Here is a 17947-nt window from a genome sequence, read left to right as displayed (position 1 = left end):
CGTCTCATTCCCGGCCGTCGGCCGGCCAGTCAAGGGCCAGCGAGCTGAGCCGGGCGGCGACATCCGCCGGGTCCGCGCCGCGGCCCACAGCCAGACCCATCAGGTACGCCGTGACGGGCGCACCCGGGCGCACGACGTTGTGGGCGACATCGCGGGCGACGTCCAGCACGGCCTTGGCCTCGACATCGTCGGGGCTCAACCCGAGCTCGTCGCAGGCCGCCGCGATCCAGGTGTCGAGCACGTTCACCGGCCTGCCCCTCCGCCGTACCTCTTGATCAGAGTGACCCGCCCAGCCGGCACGCCCCCGGTCACCGGGCCCATTCCTCGGCGGTGCGGAGGTCGTCGTCGGTGTCGCAGTCGAACCAGGGCGGTGGCCCCGGACGGCGCCAGGACACCTCTATGAAGCGCAGCTGGTCCATGAGTGCGTGCATCGGGGCGCCGTGCAGGCTGCCCCGCTCCTCGGCGACCCGCTTCAGCGCGTCCCGCAGAGCCGTGGTCCGCCAGACCCCGCAGAGCGACTGCAGCCGTCCCTCGGCGTCCCGGTAGACCGCGCCCTGCATCGGCGCCGACTCGACGGTGAGCCGCAGTACGTCGATGGCCTCGCCGGTGAGCAGCGGCAGGTCTGCGGCGAGCAACGCGGTGAAGCTGACGTCGGCGGGAACCAGCTCGAGACCGGCAGCGGTCGCCGCGACCGGGCCACCACCGGGCGGCTGCTCCGTGGTGGAGGCGACCGGCACCGGAAGATCGGGAGGCACGCGCCCGACCACCACCTGCGGGTCGGCATCATGCACCGCGGCCAGGACACGCGTCAGCATCGACTGCCCGGCCACCGGGATGGTGGGCTTGTCCGCACCACCCATCCGACGTGCCGCACCGCCGGCCAACACCACCGCCGCGAATCCCCCCACGTACGTACCGTATCCCGTGGGGGACATGAGCGTGACTGTGCGGACGGCATTGCGCCGTGCGCGGGTGCCGGCTCGCGCCCTGACGTGGGCCGCAACGGCCGACATACGCTCGGGTGATGGCGCGCACGATGAACCGGCGACCCGTGATGAAGATCAACCTTGCTGGGGCGGCCGAACCGCGCCGGAGCCCGGATGACCTGGCCGCCGAGGAGCCGCTGGAGATCCGGCTGCGCAAGACCCCGCTGGCCGTGACGATGCGGACCCCGGGGCAGGACATCGACCTGGCCATGGGCTTCCTGCTGACCGAGGGCATCATCCGTACGGCGGCCGACGTGGTCACCGCCCAGTTGTGCGCGGGCACCGACACGCCGAACACGTACAACGTGGTCGACGTGGTGCTCGGCGCGGACGTGCCGCCGCCGGTGACGGATCCGAGCCGCAACTTCTACACGACCAGCTCGTGCGGGGTGTGCGGCAAGGCCAGCATCGACGCGGTCCGCACCCGGTCACAGTTCGACGTGGCCGCGGACGACAGCACCGTGCCGGCCAGGGTCCTCGCCGAGCTGCCGGACCGGCTCCGCGCGGCGCAGCGCACCTTCGACCGTACGGGCGGGCTGCACGCCGCCGGCCTGTTCACCGCCGAGGGGGAGCTGGTGGTGATGCGCGAGGACGTCGGGCGGCACAACGCCGTCGACAAGGTGATCGGCTGGGCGCTGCGCGAGGGGCGGCTACCGCTGATCGGACACGTGCTGCTGGTCTCCGGGCGGGCCAGCTTCGAGCTGACCCAGAAGGCCTGGATGGCGGGGATTCCACTGCTGGCGGCCGTGTCGGCGCCGAGCACGCTGGCGGCCGAGCTGGCCGACGAGGCAGGGATGACGCTGGTCGGTTTCCTGCGCGGACAGACCATGAACGTGTACGCGGGGACGCAACGCGTGACCGTCTGAGCTTCGTACGGACTTCCACGGTCCTTCACCCGGGCCACGTGGGTAAGACATTCACGGTCATGAGGCTGCCGGCATGGCACTCTCACGACGTACTCTCCTGCTCAGCAGCGCTGCGGTGGGCGCGGCCGGCGCCGCGAGCGTCTGGCCGCTGGCTGCCTCGGCGGCGCCGTACCGCGGGCCGGTGCGCGCCGATCCGTTCACCCTCGGAGTGGCCTCCGGCGACCCGGAACACGACGGCTTCGTGCTCTGGACCCGGCTGGCCCCGACCCCGCTCGCCGACGACGGCCTGGGCGGCATGCCGTCCCGCGACGTACCGGTGCAGTGGGAAATCGCCGGTGACGCCCGCTTCCGCCGGGTCGTGCGCCGCGGCGTCGCCGTGGCCCGGGCCGCAGCGGCGCACACCGTGCACGTCGAACTGCACGGGTTGGCGCCGGCCCGCGAATACTTCTACCGCTTCAAGGCGGAGCGGTACGTGTCGCCGACCGGCCGTACCCGTACGGCCCCGGCGCCGTGGGCGAGCGGCGGCACCTTGGCGATGTCGTTCGTGTCCTGCTCGCAGTACGAGCACGGCTACTTCACCGCGTACCGGCGGCTGGCCGAGGACGAACCGCAGCTGATCCTGCACCTGGGCGACTACCAGTACGAGTACGGGCCGGACACGTACAACATCCCCGGCGGCAACCCGCGCGACCACCAGGGCCCGGAGACGGTGACCCTGGCGAACTACCGCCAGCGGCACGCCCAGTACAAGAGCGACCCGGACCTGCAGGCAGCGCACGCGGTCGCGCCGTGGGCGGTGGTCTTCGACGACCACGAGATCGAGAACAACTGGGCGGACGAGGTCCCGGAGCAGCCGGACCCGAACTTCCTGGCCCGCCGCGCCGCGGCCTTCCAGGCCTACTACGAGAACATGCCGCTACGCCGTACCTCGATCCCCCACGGCATCGACATGCAGCTGTACCGGCGCCTGCACTGGGGACGGCTGGCGACGTTCCACATGCTCGACACCCGCCAGTTCCGCGACGACCAGGGCTGCGGCGACGGCTACCAGGACTGCCCGGCCGCCACGGACCCGACCCGCTCGATCACCGGCGCGAAGCAGGAGAAGTGGCTGCTGGACGGCTTCCACCGCTCGACGGCCCGCTGGGACATCCTGGGCCAGCAGGTCTTCTTCGGCCAGCGCGACAACAACGCAGGCCCGGCGAAGGTGGTGAGCATGGACTCGTGGGACGGCTACGCGGCCTCCCGCGACCGCATCACCCGAGGCTGGGTGGACGCGGGGGTCCGCAACCCGGTGGTCCTGACCGGCGACGTGCACGCCCACTGGGCGGACGAGCTGAAACTGGACTACACGGACCCGACGTCACGCACGGTCGGTACTGAGCTGGTGTGCTCGTCGATCACCTCCACGGGGGACGGGGCTGATGTGGCCTCGGGGCAGCATCCTTGGGCGGCCTGGAATCCGCATCTGCGGTTCTACAACAACCAGCGGGGTTATGTCCGGACGACGATCACGAAGGACGCGATGACGGCGGACTTCCAGGTGTTGCCGTATGTGACTCGGCCGGGGGCGGCTGTGCATACGCGGGCGAGCTTTGTGATTGAGGACCGGGTGCCTGGGTTGCAGCAGGTTGCTGACAATCCGACGCCGGGTGGGGCTGCTGTTCTGCGGAGTGCTGGGGATCTGGGGGGCGATACGGTTCGGCAGGAGTCTGAGAGGCCTTGATCGGTTCGGCCGGGCCATCCCGTTTGATCTTGGATGGCCCGGCCGGCCAGCCGACATTCAGATCCGGCGGTGAGCTGCTCGGCGTTGCTTGGGGCCTCGTCTTTCGTGCTTTCCCGCTCCGTCGCCGGGCCGAGCAGCGGGCGCGGCGTCGGATCCGACTCGGACCGGGAGCTTCTCGCGGCGCTTGACGCTGTCTGGTTTCGGGACGTGACCGCCCGGCCGTGGCAAGCCGGGCTTCGACTTCTCGGACGGTGATTGCGGGGCACCATTGCTGTCGTGAGGCTCCGCCGCTTCGGGCGAGGCGTCCATCGGTGGCAGGCCCTCCACGGCCGGCCAGCCGTCGAGCGTCGACGGGGGCAGCCCGGTGAGGATCGCGGCCTGCATCAGCACCCCGAGCTGGTAGTCCTCCTTGTATTCCAGAGCGCGCTCCACGGCGACGCTGGCCAGCGGACCCATTCCTTTGCGCCAGGCCACGAAGGCCAGCAGGGCCGCCGGCGCCGAGCGGTAGCGGGGCTCCACCCGGCGCACCAGGTCCGACCAGAGCGCCAGCTCCCAGTCCTCTGTTCGCGTGCGGACCCAGGCGTAGTCGCGGACCGGCACGTGCAGCAACAGCACGCCGAGCCATGCGGCGTCGTCATCGCTGAGCCGTCCGCCGGTGCTGTAGCAGCGCTCCGCCTCCCGCACCGCCAACCGGCCCGCACGTCGCACCAGGGCGAAGAAGTAGTCCTCGTCTGACACGAAGTCCGGGCGATCAGCGACCTCGTCCGGTGCTTCCGGCATCGGCATTTTCAGACCGAGGCTTGCCCAGAGGACGTTGCCCAGGCGTAGTTCGGCTGATCCGGGACGGCTCCGGCCACGAGCGGCGGGCGCCTCGTGGAAGCCGGGAGTCCGGACCGGGTCGCTGCGGCTTCCGTCGGTCGGCGGGGTGGGCGAGCGTGATGGGCGGGGCGAGTCGATACGGCCCGTCTCGGTTGAGCCGCTGACGACCGCTTCCTGCTCCTCGAGCGAGGAGTTCGGCAGCCAGCCGTCGGGTAACGGGCTGTCCGGATGCGCACCGTCCGGATGCGTGCCGTCGGGACGCGGGCCGTCGGGACGCGGGCCGTCGGACGTCTTGGCTTCCCGGGGTGGCGGGCGTTCGCCGGCGAGCGCCGCCAAGCGCAGGACCGCCCGCGCTGTCGCCGCCTCCATCGCCGCGCGGTCGTCACCCGTCACCGGCGCGAGTTGCTCCGACAGGGCTTCGCGATTGGGCAAGGCCACCGCTCCCGCGAAAGTCGCTTCGGCCGCCACCACGCTGTGCGCCGGCTCGCAGGGTTGGCCCTCCGGCGGGCAGCACGATGAGTCCGTGCACAGGTATGACCAGAACCGGCCGTCTTCCACGTGCAGCTCGTCGACGACCGTCGCGCCGGCCTTGCGGAACGCGTCCGAGATGCGCATCACTGCTGGTGCCACGCGGGGCTCTTCGCCGTACCCGATGATCGTGACCGCCTCGGCGTCCTGGCGCAGGACGACCGTCGCCAGGTGCAGGACCGCGGCCCGGGCTTCTTCCTCGGGTGCGTTGAGCTCGGGCAGGTCGATACGCACGGCGAAGGTGATGAGCGTGCCCTGCAGCGCCACCACGACGAGGCTGTCCGCCGGGTGGAAGCCGATCAGGAACGGCACGGCTGAGATGAGCTCGGCCGGTGAACTGACCATCTGCTTTTTCATGCCCGGCAGCGTGGCCGAATTCAGCTCGCCGCCGCCTGCCAAACCTTGCTCCTGTGGATAACCCAGTTATCCACAGGCGTCCCCCACGACCCCGGCTCAGGAACGAAACTGCAACTCATGCAACTCGAGCCCGTCCTGCTGCCAGTCATGGGCATGCCGGTCCAGGTCCATGGTCAGTTCGATCGACGACACCACGTCGTAACCCGCCGCGTGCAGGCTGCGGATCGCGTCGACGTTGCGCGACGACGGCGAGATCGTCAGCGAGACCATGTTGCGCTTCTTCGCTTCCGCCGCGACGTGCCGCAGCAGCTTGCGGCCGACCCCCTTGTGCCGGTGGGAGCCGGTCACGACCACGGGCTCCACCTCGCCGGCGCGGCCGCGCATGATGAGCCCGACCAGGCCGATCACCCCGTCATCGGCGTGGTCGGCGACCCAGAGCCCGCTCAGGTCCAGCCGGGTGAGGTACTCCTCGAAACCCGCGCCGGCATCGTTGGCGGCATCGCCGTACATCTGGTTGTGCTGATTGGTCAGCTCCGACCACAGGCGGCGACCAGCGCTGTGGTCGCTCGGCCGGTACGAACGCACCGCGACAGGTGTCATGCCGACATTTTGACTCCGATCCGGGCACGCCGTAACCCGAAGTGGAAGATAAGGCGGTGGATCTGGCGTACCTGCGCGCGCACCCCCAGCATCTCCCGACATTTCTCACCCATCAGCGGATCCGGGAAACCCCCGTCGGGGGCGGTGACGTATGCACCGCATCCCGCCTGACCTTGGACGATGGCGCGTCACTGTTCACCAAGACGTGGCCGTCCGGCAGCGCTCCCGAGCACTTCTTCGCGACCGAGGCGGCCGGCCTGCGATGGCTTCGCGAGGCGGGGACCGTGCCGATCCCGGAGGTGCTGGTGGCGCTTCCGGAGATGCTCGCGCTCGAATGGATCGACTCGGGCCCGCCGTCCCCGGCTGCCGCCGAGCGGTTCGGGCGGGAGCTGGCCGGGCTGCATCGCCGGGGCGCGGATACCTTCGGCGCGCCTTGGCCTGGGTTCATCGGGCCGTTGGCTCAGGACAACACACCCTCCGCCGGGCCGTGGGGGCCATGGTTCGCGGAACGGCGGCTGCGGCCGTACCTGAAGATCTCGGCCGACAGTGGCACCCTCCCGCCCGCAGACGTCGCGGTTGTGGAGCAGGTCATCGAGCAGATCGAGGGGTACGGCGGGGACGAAGCGCCGGCTCGGATCCACGGCGACCTGTGGCCGGGAAACGTCCTGTGGGGCGCCGACGGGCGGGCCTGGCTGGTCGATCCGGCTGCGCACGGTGGGCACCGGGAGACCGACCTGGCGCAGCTCGCGCTCTTCGGCGCGGCGCCGCACCTGGAGACGATCATGCGGGCGTACGCGGAGGAGTGGCCCCTGGCGGACGGCTGGCGCGAACGCGTACCCGTGCATCAGTTGCACCTCCTGCTGGTGCACACAGCGGCGTTCGGCGGGGCTTACCGCAGCTCAGTGCGCTCCACGGCCGACGCCGCGCTACGGAGCTGAGCGCTCGGCGTGCCCCGAACCACAGAACGGGCGACGCCAAATGTCACATCCAAGCGCTACGTTCGATCAATGAGCGAGCGTGCCGGGCGATCCGGGTGGCACCGAGCTCCTGCCGACGTGGCCTACCAGCGGGGCGAGGGGTCGACATGAGTGTGCTCGCTGACCGCTTCGGACGGGTCGCGACCGATCTGCGGGTGTCGTTGACCGACCGGTGCAACCTGCGCTGCTCGTACTGCATGCCCGAGGAGGGCCTCGCGTGGATGCCGCGTGAGCAGCAGCTGACCGATGACGAGGTCAGCCGCCTGATCCGGATCGCCGTCGAGCAGCTCGGCGTCACCGACGTACGGTTCACCGGCGGCGAGCCGTTGATCCGGCGGGGGCTGACGGGCATCATCGCCGCGGCCGCCGCGCTCGAACCGCGGCCGAAGCTCTCCATCACCACCAACGGCATCGGGCTTGATCGGCTCGCGGGTGCGCTGCGGGACGCCGGCCTGAATCGCGTCAACGTCTCCCTGGACACTCTGTCGCCGGCCCGGTTCCTGGAGCTCACCCACCGCGACCGGCATGCCGACGTGCTGAAGGGCCTGGCCGGGGCAGCCCGCGCCGGACTGACCCCGGTGAAGATCAACACGGTGCTCATGCGCGGGGTCAACGACGACGAGGCTCCGGCACTGCTGCGCTTCGCTCTCGACCACGGTTACCAGCTCAGGTTCATCGAGCAGATGCCGCTGGATGCTCAGCATCAGTGGGACCGGCACGAGATGGTCACCGCTGAGGCGATCCTGGCTTCGCTGGAGCCGTACGGGCTGCTACCCGATTCGGTTTCACGTGGAACAGCGCCGGCCGAGACCTGGCTCGTGCCCGGCTATGTCGACGCGGCGGGCAATCCGGCCCGCGTCGGGGTGATCGGCAGCGTGACCAGGCCATTCTGTGGTGACTGCGACCGCACCCGGCTCACCGCGGACGGCCAGGTCCGCAACTGCCTCTTCGCCACGGATGAGTCGGACCTGCGCGGGTTGCTGCGCTCCGGGCGGCCGGACGCGGACATCGCCAAGGCCTGGCAGGCCGCGATGTGGGGCAAGCGAGCGGGTCACGGGATCGACGATCCCTCCTTCCTGCAGCCGGTCCGCCCGATGTCAGCGATCGGGGGCTGACGTGTCCAGCGGCGCGGGCTTGGTTGAAATCAGGTACTTCGCTGGGGCGCGGGCTGCCGCTGGCTGTTCCTCGGAAAGCGTCACGGCCGGATCACTCGAGGACCTCACCGTGGTTCTGGCGCAGCGGCACGGCGAGCGGCTCGCGATGGTGTTGAAGGCGGCCAGCTTCCTGGTGGACGGCCTCGCCTGCCATGATCGACAAGCGGCATTGCCCGCCGGCGCGACGGTGGACGTCCTGCCGCCGTTCGCTGGGGGTTGAGCTTGATCGCGTTCGTCGCGCTCATCATCGTCGTCATCGGCCTGATCCACTTCTACCTGTGGAAGCGGCTGGTGCGGGACCCGTTCCGGGCCGGGCGGGTGCGGAGGTTCGGCGGTTTCGTGGCGATTGCGCTGGCCGTCCTGGTGCCGGCCACTCTGATCGGGGTGCGGGCCGGGTACGTCGAGTGGCTGGCCTGGCCGGGGTACCTCTGGATCGCGCTGATGTTCTACCTGCTGGTGACTCTGGCGGTCCTGGAGATTCCGCGGCTGGCGATCAACCTCTGGATCCGGGCCACGAGCAAGTCCGACGGTCCGACGAAGATTCACCCCACCGCCGAGGCCACGGCCACGAAGGCCACCGCGGGAGCCGGGCACACGCCAGCCACCGCGGGAGCCGGGCACAACACGGTCACTGCGGGAGCAACTGGACTCACGCCGACCGCTGCGGGGGCAGCCGGGCCCACTACGACGGGCGCGGAAGCACCCCAGCAGACGCCCGTCGACGGCCTCGCGGCCGGAGCCGACGCTCAAGGAGCAAGTAAGCCCGAGGTCACCACCGATTCCCCCAGCTCCCAGGGCATCGACCGGCGACTCCTCCTCGCCCGCGGCGCAGCGATCTTCGCCGGGCTCACCGCCGCCGGCATCACCGGCTACGGCGTCAAGACCGCCCTCGGCCCCCCGCAGCTAGACCGGGTCCAGCTCCCCATGGCCAAGCTCCCCCGCGCCATGGACGGCACCCGCCTCGCCGTCGTCTCAGACATCCACCTCGGCCCGCTGACCGGCACGAACCACGCCGCCCGGATCGTCAATCTCATCAACTCCGTCAACGCCGACATCGTCTGTATCGTCGGCGACCTGGTCGACGGCAGCGTCGCCGAGCTGGGCCGGTTCGCCGCGCCGCTCGCCGACATCAAGTCACGCCGCGGCGCCTACTTCGTCACCGGGAACCACGAGTACTACTCCGGTTATCAGGAGTGGGTCGCCGAGGTGGCCCGGCTCGGGGTCAAACCGCTGCGGAACGAGCGGCTCGAGCTGGACGGGCTCGACCTGGCCGGCGTCAACGACATCGGCGGCGTCGACTTCGGGGACGGGCCTGATCTACGGCGTGCGCTCGGGGACCGCGACACCAGCCGGCCGGTTGTGCTCATGGCTCATCAGCCCGTCGTCGCCCGGGACGCTGCTCCGTTCGGCGTTGACCTTCAGGTTTCCGGGCACACCCACGGTGGTCAGATGGCTCCCTTCAACCTGCTCGTCAAGCTGGAGCAGCCGGTGGTCAGCGGGTTCGGCACGGTCGACGGCGTGCCGGTCTACGTCACCAACGGGGCCGGATTCTGGGGTCCGCCGGTGCGGGTGGGCGCGCCGCCGCAGGTCACTGTCATCGAGCTGCGTACCCCTTAGCAGTGAATCTTGGGGGTTGCGCTGAGCCACGGGGCACATCTCCGCAGGATTCAATCGTGGATCGGTTATGTCACTTCGCGCGTGGCGGCTCGTGGCGCGCCGGGCGCTCGTGACAGGATGCAGCGTGCCCTCGGTTAGCGAAGGGTCCTCGGTCACCGCGGACACATACGTCGCGGATCTGCACATCCACTCCAAGTATTCGCGGGCCTGCAGCCGCGACCTCACCCTGCCGAACCTGGCCTGGTGGGCTCGGCGCAAGGGCATCGCCGTGCTCGGCACCGGGGACTTCACGCATCCCGCCTGGTTCGACCACCTCCGGGAAAATCTGGTCCCCGCCGACGAGCCCGGCCTCTACCGGCTCGGCGCCGACGCGGAGCAGGAGGTCAGCCGCAAGCTGCCGCCGATCCTGCAGAGCAGCACCGACGCCCGGTTCATGCTCAGCGTGGAAATCTCCACGATCTACAAACGGGACGACCGCACCCGCAAGGTCCACCACCTGATCTACATGCCGGACCTGGCCGCCGCCGCCCGGTTCAACACCGCGCTCGGCCGGATCGGCAACCTCACCGCGGACGGCCGCCCGATTCTCGGCCTCGACTCCCGCGACCTGCTCGAGATCGTGCTCGAGGCCAGCCCCGACGGCTACCTCGTCCCCGCGCACATCTGGACCCCGTGGTTCTCCGCGCTGGGCTCGAAGTCCGGCTTCGACGCCATCGCCGACTGCTACGCCGACCTCGCCGAGCACATCACCGCCGTGGAGACCGGGCTCTCCTCCGACCCGGCGATGAACTGGCGGGTCTCCAGCCTCGACCGCTACCGCCTCGTGTCCAATTCGGACGCGCACTCACCGGCGGCGCTGGCCCGGGAGGCGACGCTCTTCACCGGCGCGCCCGACTACTTCGCGATCAAGGCCGGCGAGACGCTGGCGGGCACGATCGAGTTCTTCCCCGAAGAAGGCAAGTACCACGCGGACGGGCACCGGGCCTGCGGCATCAACTGGGCGCCGCAGCAGACCCGCGAGCACGGCGGCCGCTGCCCCGAGTGCGGCAAGCCGCTGACCGTCGGCGTGCTCAACCGCGTCGAGGAGCTGGCCGACCGCACCGACGGCGGCCAACGGGACCAGCAGGTCGTCCACCTCATCCAGCTCGCCGAGATCCTGGGCGAGATCAACGGCGTCGGCCCGAAGTCGAAGACCGTCGACGGCCAGCTCAACCACGTGGTCGCCAGCCTCGGCGCGGAGCTCGACATCCTGCGCAACGTCCCGCTCGACGACATCGGCCAGGCCGGCGGCGAGCAGCTGCGCGAGGCCATCGACCGGCTGCGGCGCGGCGACGTGCGGCGGATCTCCGGCTACGACGGTGAGTACGGCGTCATCACCCTCTTCGAGCCCGGCGAACTGCGCAACAAGCAGAGCGCTCCGCAGGCCGAGACGCTGTTCGACATGATCCCCGTACCGGTGCCGCAGCAGCGCAAGGCCGAGCCGGCGATCGGCCGCGCCCCGGTCCCGAAGGCCGCCAAGGAGCCGAAGAAGAAAGCGCCGCCGCTGCCCCCGCCGGCCAGCCCGCACGAGCCGTTCGAGCCGATGCTGGCCGGCATGGAGGAGGTCGGCACCGGGCTGCTGGACCGCCTCGACGCCATGCAGCGGGTGGCGGCCTCCGCGCCCGGCGGTCCGCTGCTGATCGTGGCCGGGCCCGGCACCGGCAAGACCCGCACGCTCACCCACCGGATCGCGTACCTCTGCGCTGAGCTGGGCGTCTTCCCCGAGCGCTGCCTGGCGATCACCTTCACCCGGCGTGCCGCCGAGGAGATGCGCCACCGGCTCGACGCGCTGATCCCGGACGTGGCCGAGGACATCACGGTCGGCACGTTCCACTCGCTCGGGCTGACCATCCTCAAGGAGAACGCCAAGGCGGCCGGGCTCGGCGCGAGCTGGCGGATCGCCGACGACGCGGAGCGCGCCGCGGCCCGGGAGCAGGCCGGCGACGACGACCACGCGTACGCGAAACTGCTCCGTCAGCAGGACCTCGTCGACCTGGACGACCTGCTCACGATGCCTGTCGCGTTGCTGCGCGACGAGCCGGAGCTGGTCGAGCGGTACCGCAAGCGCTGGCAGTGGATCTTCGTGGACGAGTACCAGGACGTCGACGACACGCAGTACGAGCTGTTGCGCCTGCTCTCACCGGCGGACGGCAACCTGTGCGCGATCGGCGACCCCGATCAGGCGATCTACTCCTTCCGCGGCGCCGACGTGGGGTACTTCCTGCGCTTCAGCCGCGACTTCACCGATGCCCGGCTGGTCCGGCTCACCCGCAACTACCGCTCGTCGGCACCGATCCTGGCCGCCGCGGTGCAGGCCATCGCGCCGACCACGCTGGTGCAGGGCCGTCGGCTGGACCCGGCCCGGGTCAACCCCGAGTCGCCGCTGGTCGGTCGCTACTTCGCGGGCAGCGTGGCGGACGAGGCTGACTTCGTCGTCCGTACCGTTGATGAGCTGGTCGGTGGCCTGTCGCACCGCTCGCTCGACTCCGGCCGCATCGACTCCCGCGCGGTCGCGCCGGGCACCCTGTCCTTCGCGGACATCGCGGTGCTCTACCGCACCGACTCCCAGGCTCAGGCTGTGGTCGACGCGCTGTCTCGAGCCGGCGTACCGGTGCAGAAGCGGTCACACAATCGCCTGCGGGACCGGCCCGGGGTCCAGGTGCTGGCGCGCGAGCTGCGGCACGCCGACGGCCTGGGTGGATCGCTCGCAGCCCGGGTCAAGCTGACCGCGCAGGTCCTGGCCCAGCGGTACGCCGCGCCGACCCTGGACGCCGAGCAGCTCGCGCCCGAAGACGTCTGGACGGCTGCCGACCTGCTCATGCCGCTCGCCCATCGGATCGGCGAGGACATGACCCGCTTCCTGCAGGAGATCGCCACGGGCGCCGAGGTCGACGCGCTCGACCCGCGGGCGGAGGCGGTCAACCTGCTGACCCTGCACGCGGCGAAGGGGCTGGAATTCCCGGTCGTGTTCCTGGTCGGCTGCGAGGACGGGCTGCTGCCGTTGCGCTGGCCGGGCAGCAAGCCGACGGATGACGAGACGGCTGAGGAACGGCGCTTGTTCTTCGTCGGGCTGACGCGGGCGCAGGACCGGCTCTATGTGAGCCACGCGGCGCGGCGCTTCCGGCACGGCAAGGAGCGCGAGCAGTCACCGACCCCGTTCCTGGACGCGATCGACGCGGGGTTGTTCGAGCGCATGGGCGACGCCGTCCCGTCCCGGCCCAAGGACCGCCAGCTACGGCTTCTCTGAGCTGAGCACGAGCATGACGTGCTCGTTGTCGCCGTGCTGGACCGTGCCCGTGCGCTCGAAGCCGCATTTCTCCAGCAGCCGGACCGACCCGGTATTGCCGACAAACGGATCGGCGTAGAGCGGCCGGATGGTCTCGCGCTCCAGGAAGAGGGTCAGCGCCGCGGTCCCGACACCCCGCCCCCAGTACTCCCTGCCGAACCAGTACCCGATGAAGCGCCGCTCCTGCTCCCACCAGGCCACCACGTTCCCCGCCGTGGCACCGTCCACGGTGACCGTCCGGGCGAGAACCGTCGGATCACCCAGCACATTCGTGGCCCAGTGGGTCATGAACCACTCCCGCTCCCGAGGCGGGAATCTGGCCCGCCGAGCGGCCTCGGCATCGTGCTCCTGCGCGAAGAACACCTCAAGATCGGCCTCTTCGACGTCCCTGATCCGCACCTCATCGCCCATGCCCGGAAGTCTGGCACCAGCCTCTGACATTTCACGGGCCGCTACGTGATCAGGCAACCGAGCAATGCACCGGTCAGCAGAGCCGGCCCCAGCGGCAGAGCGGTCCGGCGTCCCGCCCTCCTGGTCAGCAAGAGCACCACCGCAACCGGACCGTTGATCAGATGCGGTGCCACAAGCCCGACGACCACCGCCGGCCATCCCACGAACCCCAACGTGAAGCCCAGCACCGTGGCGAGCTTCACGTCACCCAGCCCGAGCCCGCCCCCAGGCAGCAGAGCGATGATCAAATACACACTGCCGCTGAGCACAGCCCCCAGAGTCGACCGCATGAGATCAGCAGGCTCGCCGGTCACCAGAGCGACAGCGCTGAGAGGCAGCACCGTCCCCACCGCCAGCAACCCCACCAGCGGGTCCGGCAGGCGCAGACAGCGCAGGTCGATCAAGGCCAGCAGGATGCCCAGCAGCGCCGCCGGAAGCAGCACCACCAGCAGCGGCGCCGGCCCGATCGTGGCCCCCAGCACGCCCCCGACCAGCGCACCTGTCGTCAAGGTCCACACCGGTGCCCGGGCACAGTCGCACGATGCTCCCGCCCGTACCCAGGTCGGCAGATCGGCCGTGCAGTCAGCGCAGGTTGATCTCGGCCGGCTGCCGCGGGGCACCGCCAGGCGGTGCGCCAGGCGGGGGACGAAGGCGGCCGCCGCGCCGCCGAAGATCGCCGCGCAAACCGTCACCGTGAAAGACATGGGGCTGAACGGTAGTGGTCCGGCGTCCCCCGCGCGGGTCGCGTTGCCGACAGACGAGGCGAATGGCCCTGTTGTAGCCGAGTTGAGCCCAGGTCGGCGCGATTCCGGGAGAGAACGAGCCGGGCGTGCACGCTACGGTGGCGTACAGCGAACCCGCGCCTGGAGGAACCCCGATGTCGCAGAACGGCCCCTACCCCGGCCAGGGCTGGTCGGCCGGCGGACCGCCGGGTTCCGACGAGCCGTACACCGAGCCGGCCGATCCGTGGGGCGACGCTGCGACGCATTCGTCGCCGGTGCCCGAGACGGCCTGGGGTGGCCAGCCGATGTCGGTGCCGCCCTCGCAGGAGAATTCCGCGGGCTTCCACGGTGGCTATCCGGTGGCGCCGATGAACGGCGTGCCGCCCGTCTGGCAGCAGCCGCCGGCACCGCCGCCGCGCAAGCGCAACACTCCGATCATCGCTCTGGTGGTCGTGCTCGCCCTGCTCATCATCGGCGGGCTGGCGACTGCCGGTTGGTTGGTGCAGCGGGCCGGCAACCCGGAGGCCGGGCGGTCGGCCCAGCCCACCGCGTCGGCGAGCGCCACCAACGGCTCGGTGCCCGAGCCGCAGAGCAGCGAGGACGCGCGCTTCGTGGGCAAGGGCCAGTGCGTGCGCAACGAGGGTACGGCGGACGACAGCCCCGACCTCAAGATCGTGGTCTGCGCCAGCGGCACCTACCAGGTGCTCAAGCGCGTCGACGGCCGCACCACCGGCGAGGCTGACGCCGAGTCCAAGTGCAGCAAGGTCCAGAAGTACACGAAGTGGTACTTCTACGACAGCGAGCTGGACAGCCTCGACTTCGTGCTGTGCCTCAAAGAGTATGGGGTCGACTAGCGCTCTCTAGGGCTGACGCTAGACACTCGTAGAGAGCGTTCGATTGCGAACTCTAGCTTTTCGGCTAGAGAGCCCGATACGGTGCTATCCGTGGATCCGGTCCGCAACCCGTACGCGCCCGGCGCCGGCCAACGCCCGCCCGAGCTGGCCGGTCGCGGCCGTGAGCTGGATGCCTTCGATGTCGTCCTGGAGCGCGTTGCCCGGGGCCGTCCCGAACGCAGCCTGGTCCTCACCGGACTCCGCGGCGTCGGCAAGACCGTCCTGCTCAACACCCTGCGCTCGGCCGCCATCGGCCGGCTCTGGGGCACCGGCAAGATCGAGGCCCGGCCGGACCAGTCGCTGCGCCGCCCGGTCTCCGCCGCGCTGCACATGGCGATCCGCGAGCTGACCCCGCACCACCGCAACCCGGAACGGGTCGACGAGGTGCTGGCCGTCCTCAAGGCCTTCGCGCTGCGGGCCAACGACTCCTCGGCGAAGCTGCGCGACCGCTGGACCCCCGGCATCGACGTACCCGCCGCCCGGGGCCGCGCCGACTCCGGCGACATCGAGATCGACCTGGTCGAGCTGTTCACCGACGCCGCGTCGCTGGCCACAGACGTGGGCACCGGCATCGCCCTGTTCATCGACGAGATGCAGGACCTCGGCCCGACGGACGTGTCCGCCCTGTGCGCCGCCTGCCACGAGCTGTCCCAGCTCGGCGCGCCGCTCATCGTCGTCGGCGCCGGCCTGCCGCACCTGCCGGCGGTGCTGTCCGCGGCCAAGTCCTACTCGGAACGCCTCTTCCGGTACCAGCGCATCGACCGCCTCGACCGGATCGCCGCGGACCTGGCCCTGTGCGCGCCCGCCGCCCGCGAGGACGTCGAATACGAGCCCAAGGCGCTGGACCTGCTCTACGACAAGTCGGGTGGCTATCCGTACTTCGTGCAGGCGTACGGGAAGGCGACCTGGGACCACGCGCCGACCTCGCCGGTGACCGCCGAGGACGTCCGGGTGGCCGCGCCGGAGGCCGAGGCGGAGCTGGCGGTCGGCTTCTTCGGCTCCCGCTTCGAGCGCGCGACCCCGGCCGAACGCGAGTACATGCGCGCGATGGCCTCCCTCTCCGGCGACTCGGGCAACGACATGGACGCCGCTGTGCCGACCGCCGACATCGCCGCCGCGCTGTCCCGGCGCCCGGCCAGCCTGTCGCCGGCCCGGGACGCGTTGATCAAGAAGGGCCTGATCTACTCGGGCGAACGGGGGACGGTGGCGTTCACCGTGCCGCACTTCGGGCGCTACCTGCGCACCCAGCCCTAGCGTGGCTCAGCCGAGGCGCCAGGCCGACGGGTAGCGGGCTTCGACCGGCCGCAGGGCCAGGACCTGCCAGGCGTCGCCGGCCGAGGACCATTCGCTGGTGATCCCGTACGGGGCAGCCGGCACGAACCCGAACCGCCGGTAGTAGGCCGGGTCGCCGAGCACCAGCACGAGCCGTTCCCGTGCCTCGGTGGCCCGCCGCAGCGCGTCCCGGACGACGCTGGTGCCGAACCCCTGCCGCTGTCGCTCGGGCGTGACGGCCACCGGTCCCAGCGCGAGCGCTTCCTCACCACCGATCATCACCCTGCTGAGCAGCGCGAACGCCACCAGGCGACCGTTTTCCTCGGCCACGACGGAAAACTCGGGCAGCCAGGCATGGGTCGGCCGCAACGCCGCGACCAGCCGGGCTTCAACCTCACCGCCGAACGCCGACTCCAGTAGCCGGCGAATGCCGTCGGCATCCTCGGGTTGCTCGATGCGCACCTCTGTCATGCCCGGAAAGCCTACGGTGGCCGCTCACGAACCCTGTCCACAACTCACCCGGCACACCGGCGCGGATCCGGGTATAACGAGGGTTATGAAGCCTGTGCGTACTGCAGCCCGTGCCATGCTCGGTGCGATCTTCGTGGTCAGCGGCATCCGCGTCGTGCTCGACCCGGATGCCAAAGTCACCGCGGCCAAGCGGGTCACCGACAAGGTCGCGCCGATGATCGAGAAGGTCGATCCACGCCTGCCCACCGAAGCGCGCGACCTCGTGCGGGCCAAGGCCGCGTCCGACGTCGTCGCCGGGCTGCTGCTGGCCAGCGGCCGCCTCACCCGGCCGGCCGCCCTCGCGCTCGCCGCCGGCCTGGTGCCGACCACCTTCGCCGGGCATCCGTTCTGGACCTATCCGCAGCCGCAGCGCGCGCAGCACCAGACCGACTTCCTGAAGAACCTCGGTCTGCTCGGCGGCCTGCTGCTCGCCGCGGTCGACACCCAGGGCAAGCCGGGCATCGGCTATCGCACCAGCCACGCGGTCGACCGCTCGCAGCGCTCGGTGCGCCGTGCGGTGCGGACAGCCCGCCGCGAAGCCAAGATCGCCACCGTCTCCGCGGCCGCCGCGCGCAAGATCCCCGGGTAAATCACCTAACGGGCTCGCCCGGCGTTAAGCCGTCGAAGCACCAGGGCGGCGGCGCGCTCGAGACCGGCGCCGTGCCGCCGGGTCGAGCCACGGGGAGGTCGCGCCATGCCCGCGATGCGGACTGCCGCGCGTCCGGCCACGACCAGGTGCCTGGTGGTCCTGCTCGCGTGGGTCGGCATCCTGGCCGCGATCACCACGATCGCCCAGCGGTACGGCTTCAGCGACCTCGCCGTGGACCGGGCGGCGATCGTCCACGCCCTCGCCGGCGACGGCCTGTACGCGTACCGCTCGCCGCTGACCCACCTCGGCACCGCGCTGCCACCGCCCGCGTTGTTCGTCGTCTCCCCCGCGGTGTTCCTGCCGTTGCCGCTCGCCGGCTGGCTGACCGCCCTGGCTGGAGTGGCGGCCCTCGGCCTGTCGATGATCGCGCTGGTCAGCCCGGTCGCACGACGCTACGGCCGCCGCCCCTGGCCGGTCGTCCTGGCCGCGAGCGCCCTGGCCCTGACCATCGAGCCGGTACGCGCCGCCCTCGGGCTCGGCACCCTCGACCTGCTCG

18 protein-coding genes are annotated in these 17947 nt (G+C 70.8%); 11 read left to right on the top strand and 7 right to left on the bottom strand.

Annotated elements, in window-relative coordinates:
• Positions 1-4 precede the first annotated feature (4 nt).
• The gene (locus tag AB0C29_RS01605) at positions 5-247 is read right to left on the bottom strand and encodes a DUF6457 domain-containing protein (protein WP_360813900.1); all 243 of its coding nucleotides are present in this window, start codon (positions 245-247) and stop codon (positions 5-7) included.
• A gap of 61 nt (positions 248-308) precedes the next feature.
• The gene (locus AB0C29_RS01600) at positions 309-890 is read right to left on the bottom strand and encodes an NTP transferase domain-containing protein (RefSeq protein ID WP_360813934.1); all 582 of its coding nucleotides are present in this window, start codon (positions 888-890) and stop codon (positions 309-311) included.
• 134 nt (positions 891-1024) lie between these two features.
• On the opposite strand from AB0C29_RS01600, the gene fdhD reads away from it, so the two are divergent.
• Positions 1025-1852 carry a formate dehydrogenase accessory sulfurtransferase FdhD gene (fdhD, locus tag AB0C29_RS01595; RefSeq protein WP_360813898.1) on the top strand — a complete coding sequence of 276 codons (828 nt, stop codon included), beginning with the start codon at positions 1025-1027 and terminating at the stop codon, positions 1850-1852.
• 73 nt (positions 1853-1925) lie between these two features.
• Positions 1926-3578 carry an alkaline phosphatase D family protein gene (locus AB0C29_RS01590; RefSeq protein ID WP_360813896.1) on the top strand — a complete coding sequence of 551 codons (1653 nt, stop codon included), beginning with the start codon at positions 1926-1928 and terminating at the stop codon, positions 3576-3578.
• A 57-nt stretch (positions 3579-3635) separates the two neighbouring features.
• On the opposite strand, the gene AB0C29_RS01585 is transcribed toward AB0C29_RS01590, so the two are convergent.
• Positions 3636-5282, bottom strand: a complete 1647-nt coding sequence (locus AB0C29_RS01585; RefSeq protein ID WP_360813894.1) for a DUF4192 domain-containing protein — start codon at positions 5280-5282, stop codon at positions 3636-3638.
• A 96-nt stretch (positions 5283-5378) separates the two neighbouring features.
• Complete coding sequence (locus AB0C29_RS01580; RefSeq protein ID WP_212992359.1) at positions 5379-5882, bottom strand: GNAT family N-acetyltransferase; 504 nt, start codon at positions 5880-5882, stop codon at positions 5379-5381.
• 56 nt (positions 5883-5938) lie between these two features.
• Between AB0C29_RS01580 and AB0C29_RS01575 the strand changes: the two genes are divergently transcribed.
• The 5 genes from AB0C29_RS01575 to AB0C29_RS01555 all read left to right on the top strand — a co-directional run bounded on the left by AB0C29_RS01575 (position 5939) and on the right by AB0C29_RS01555 (position 12916).
• Entirely contained in the window at positions 5939-6820 is an 882-nt protein-coding gene (locus AB0C29_RS01575) for a fructosamine kinase family protein (protein ID WP_360813892.1), read from the top strand.
• A 146-nt stretch (positions 6821-6966) separates the two neighbouring features.
• A complete protein-coding gene (gene moaA / locus AB0C29_RS01570; RefSeq protein WP_360813890.1) occupies positions 6967-7974 on the top strand; it encodes a GTP 3',8-cyclase MoaA in 1008 nt (335 codons plus the stop codon).
• A gap of 19 nt (positions 7975-7993) precedes the next feature.
• Complete coding sequence (locus AB0C29_RS01565) at positions 7994-8233, top strand: MoaD/ThiS family protein (protein WP_360813932.1); 240 nt, start codon at positions 7994-7996, stop codon at positions 8231-8233.
• A 5-nt stretch (positions 8234-8238) separates the two neighbouring features.
• Positions 8239-9630, top strand: a complete 1392-nt coding sequence (locus AB0C29_RS01560) for a metallophosphoesterase (RefSeq protein ID WP_360813930.1) — start codon at positions 8239-8241, stop codon at positions 9628-9630.
• A gap of 124 nt (positions 9631-9754) precedes the next feature.
• Entirely contained in the window at positions 9755-12916 is a 3162-nt protein-coding gene (locus AB0C29_RS01555) for a UvrD-helicase domain-containing protein (protein ID WP_360813888.1), read from the top strand.
• Here AB0C29_RS01555 and AB0C29_RS01550 read toward each other — a convergent pair.
• The gene (locus AB0C29_RS01550) at positions 12902-13366 is read right to left on the bottom strand and encodes a GNAT family N-acetyltransferase (RefSeq protein WP_360813886.1); all 465 of its coding nucleotides are present in this window, start codon (positions 13364-13366) and stop codon (positions 12902-12904) included. The genes AB0C29_RS01555 and AB0C29_RS01550 overlap by 15 nt on opposite strands.
• 41 nt (positions 13367-13407) lie before the next feature.
• Positions 13408-14109 (bottom strand): prepilin peptidase, encoded by a 702-nt coding sequence (locus tag AB0C29_RS01545; RefSeq protein WP_360813884.1) that lies wholly within the window; start codon positions 14107-14109, stop codon positions 13408-13410.
• Between the two features lie 173 nt (positions 14110-14282).
• On the opposite strand from AB0C29_RS01545, the gene AB0C29_RS01540 reads away from it, so the two are divergent.
• Both AB0C29_RS01540 and AB0C29_RS01535 read left to right on the top strand, forming a co-directional pair.
• Positions 14283-14981, top strand: a complete 699-nt coding sequence (locus AB0C29_RS01540; protein WP_360813882.1) for a hypothetical protein — start codon at positions 14283-14285, stop codon at positions 14979-14981.
• A 90-nt stretch (positions 14982-15071) separates the two neighbouring features.
• Positions 15072-16274, top strand: coding sequence for an ATP-binding protein (locus AB0C29_RS01535; protein WP_360546582.1), 1203 nt, complete (start codon positions 15072-15074; stop codon positions 16272-16274).
• A gap of 6 nt (positions 16275-16280) precedes the next feature.
• Here AB0C29_RS01535 and AB0C29_RS01530 read toward each other — a convergent pair whose 3' ends face one another.
• Positions 16281-16763 (bottom strand): N-acetyltransferase, encoded by a 483-nt coding sequence (locus AB0C29_RS01530; protein ID WP_360813880.1) that lies wholly within the window; start codon positions 16761-16763, stop codon positions 16281-16283.
• A gap of 85 nt (positions 16764-16848) precedes the next feature.
• Here AB0C29_RS01530 and AB0C29_RS01525 point away from each other — a divergent pair, with 85 nt between their 5' ends.
• Positions 16849-17391 (top strand): DoxX family protein, encoded by a 543-nt coding sequence (locus AB0C29_RS01525; protein ID WP_360813878.1) that lies wholly within the window; start codon positions 16849-16851, stop codon positions 17389-17391.
• 114 nt (positions 17392-17505) lie between these two features.
• Positions 17506-17947 (top strand): glycosyltransferase 87 family protein (locus AB0C29_RS01520; protein ID WP_360813876.1); only part of this gene is annotated, 442 nt, incomplete at its 3' end.

The organism is Actinoplanes sp. NPDC048791 (assembly GCF_040650095.1).
In the GTDB taxonomy this organism is placed as follows: domain Bacteria; phylum Actinomycetota; class Actinomycetes; order Mycobacteriales; family Micromonosporaceae; genus Actinoplanes.
This window is presented reverse-complemented; position numbering and strand designations above follow the sequence as displayed.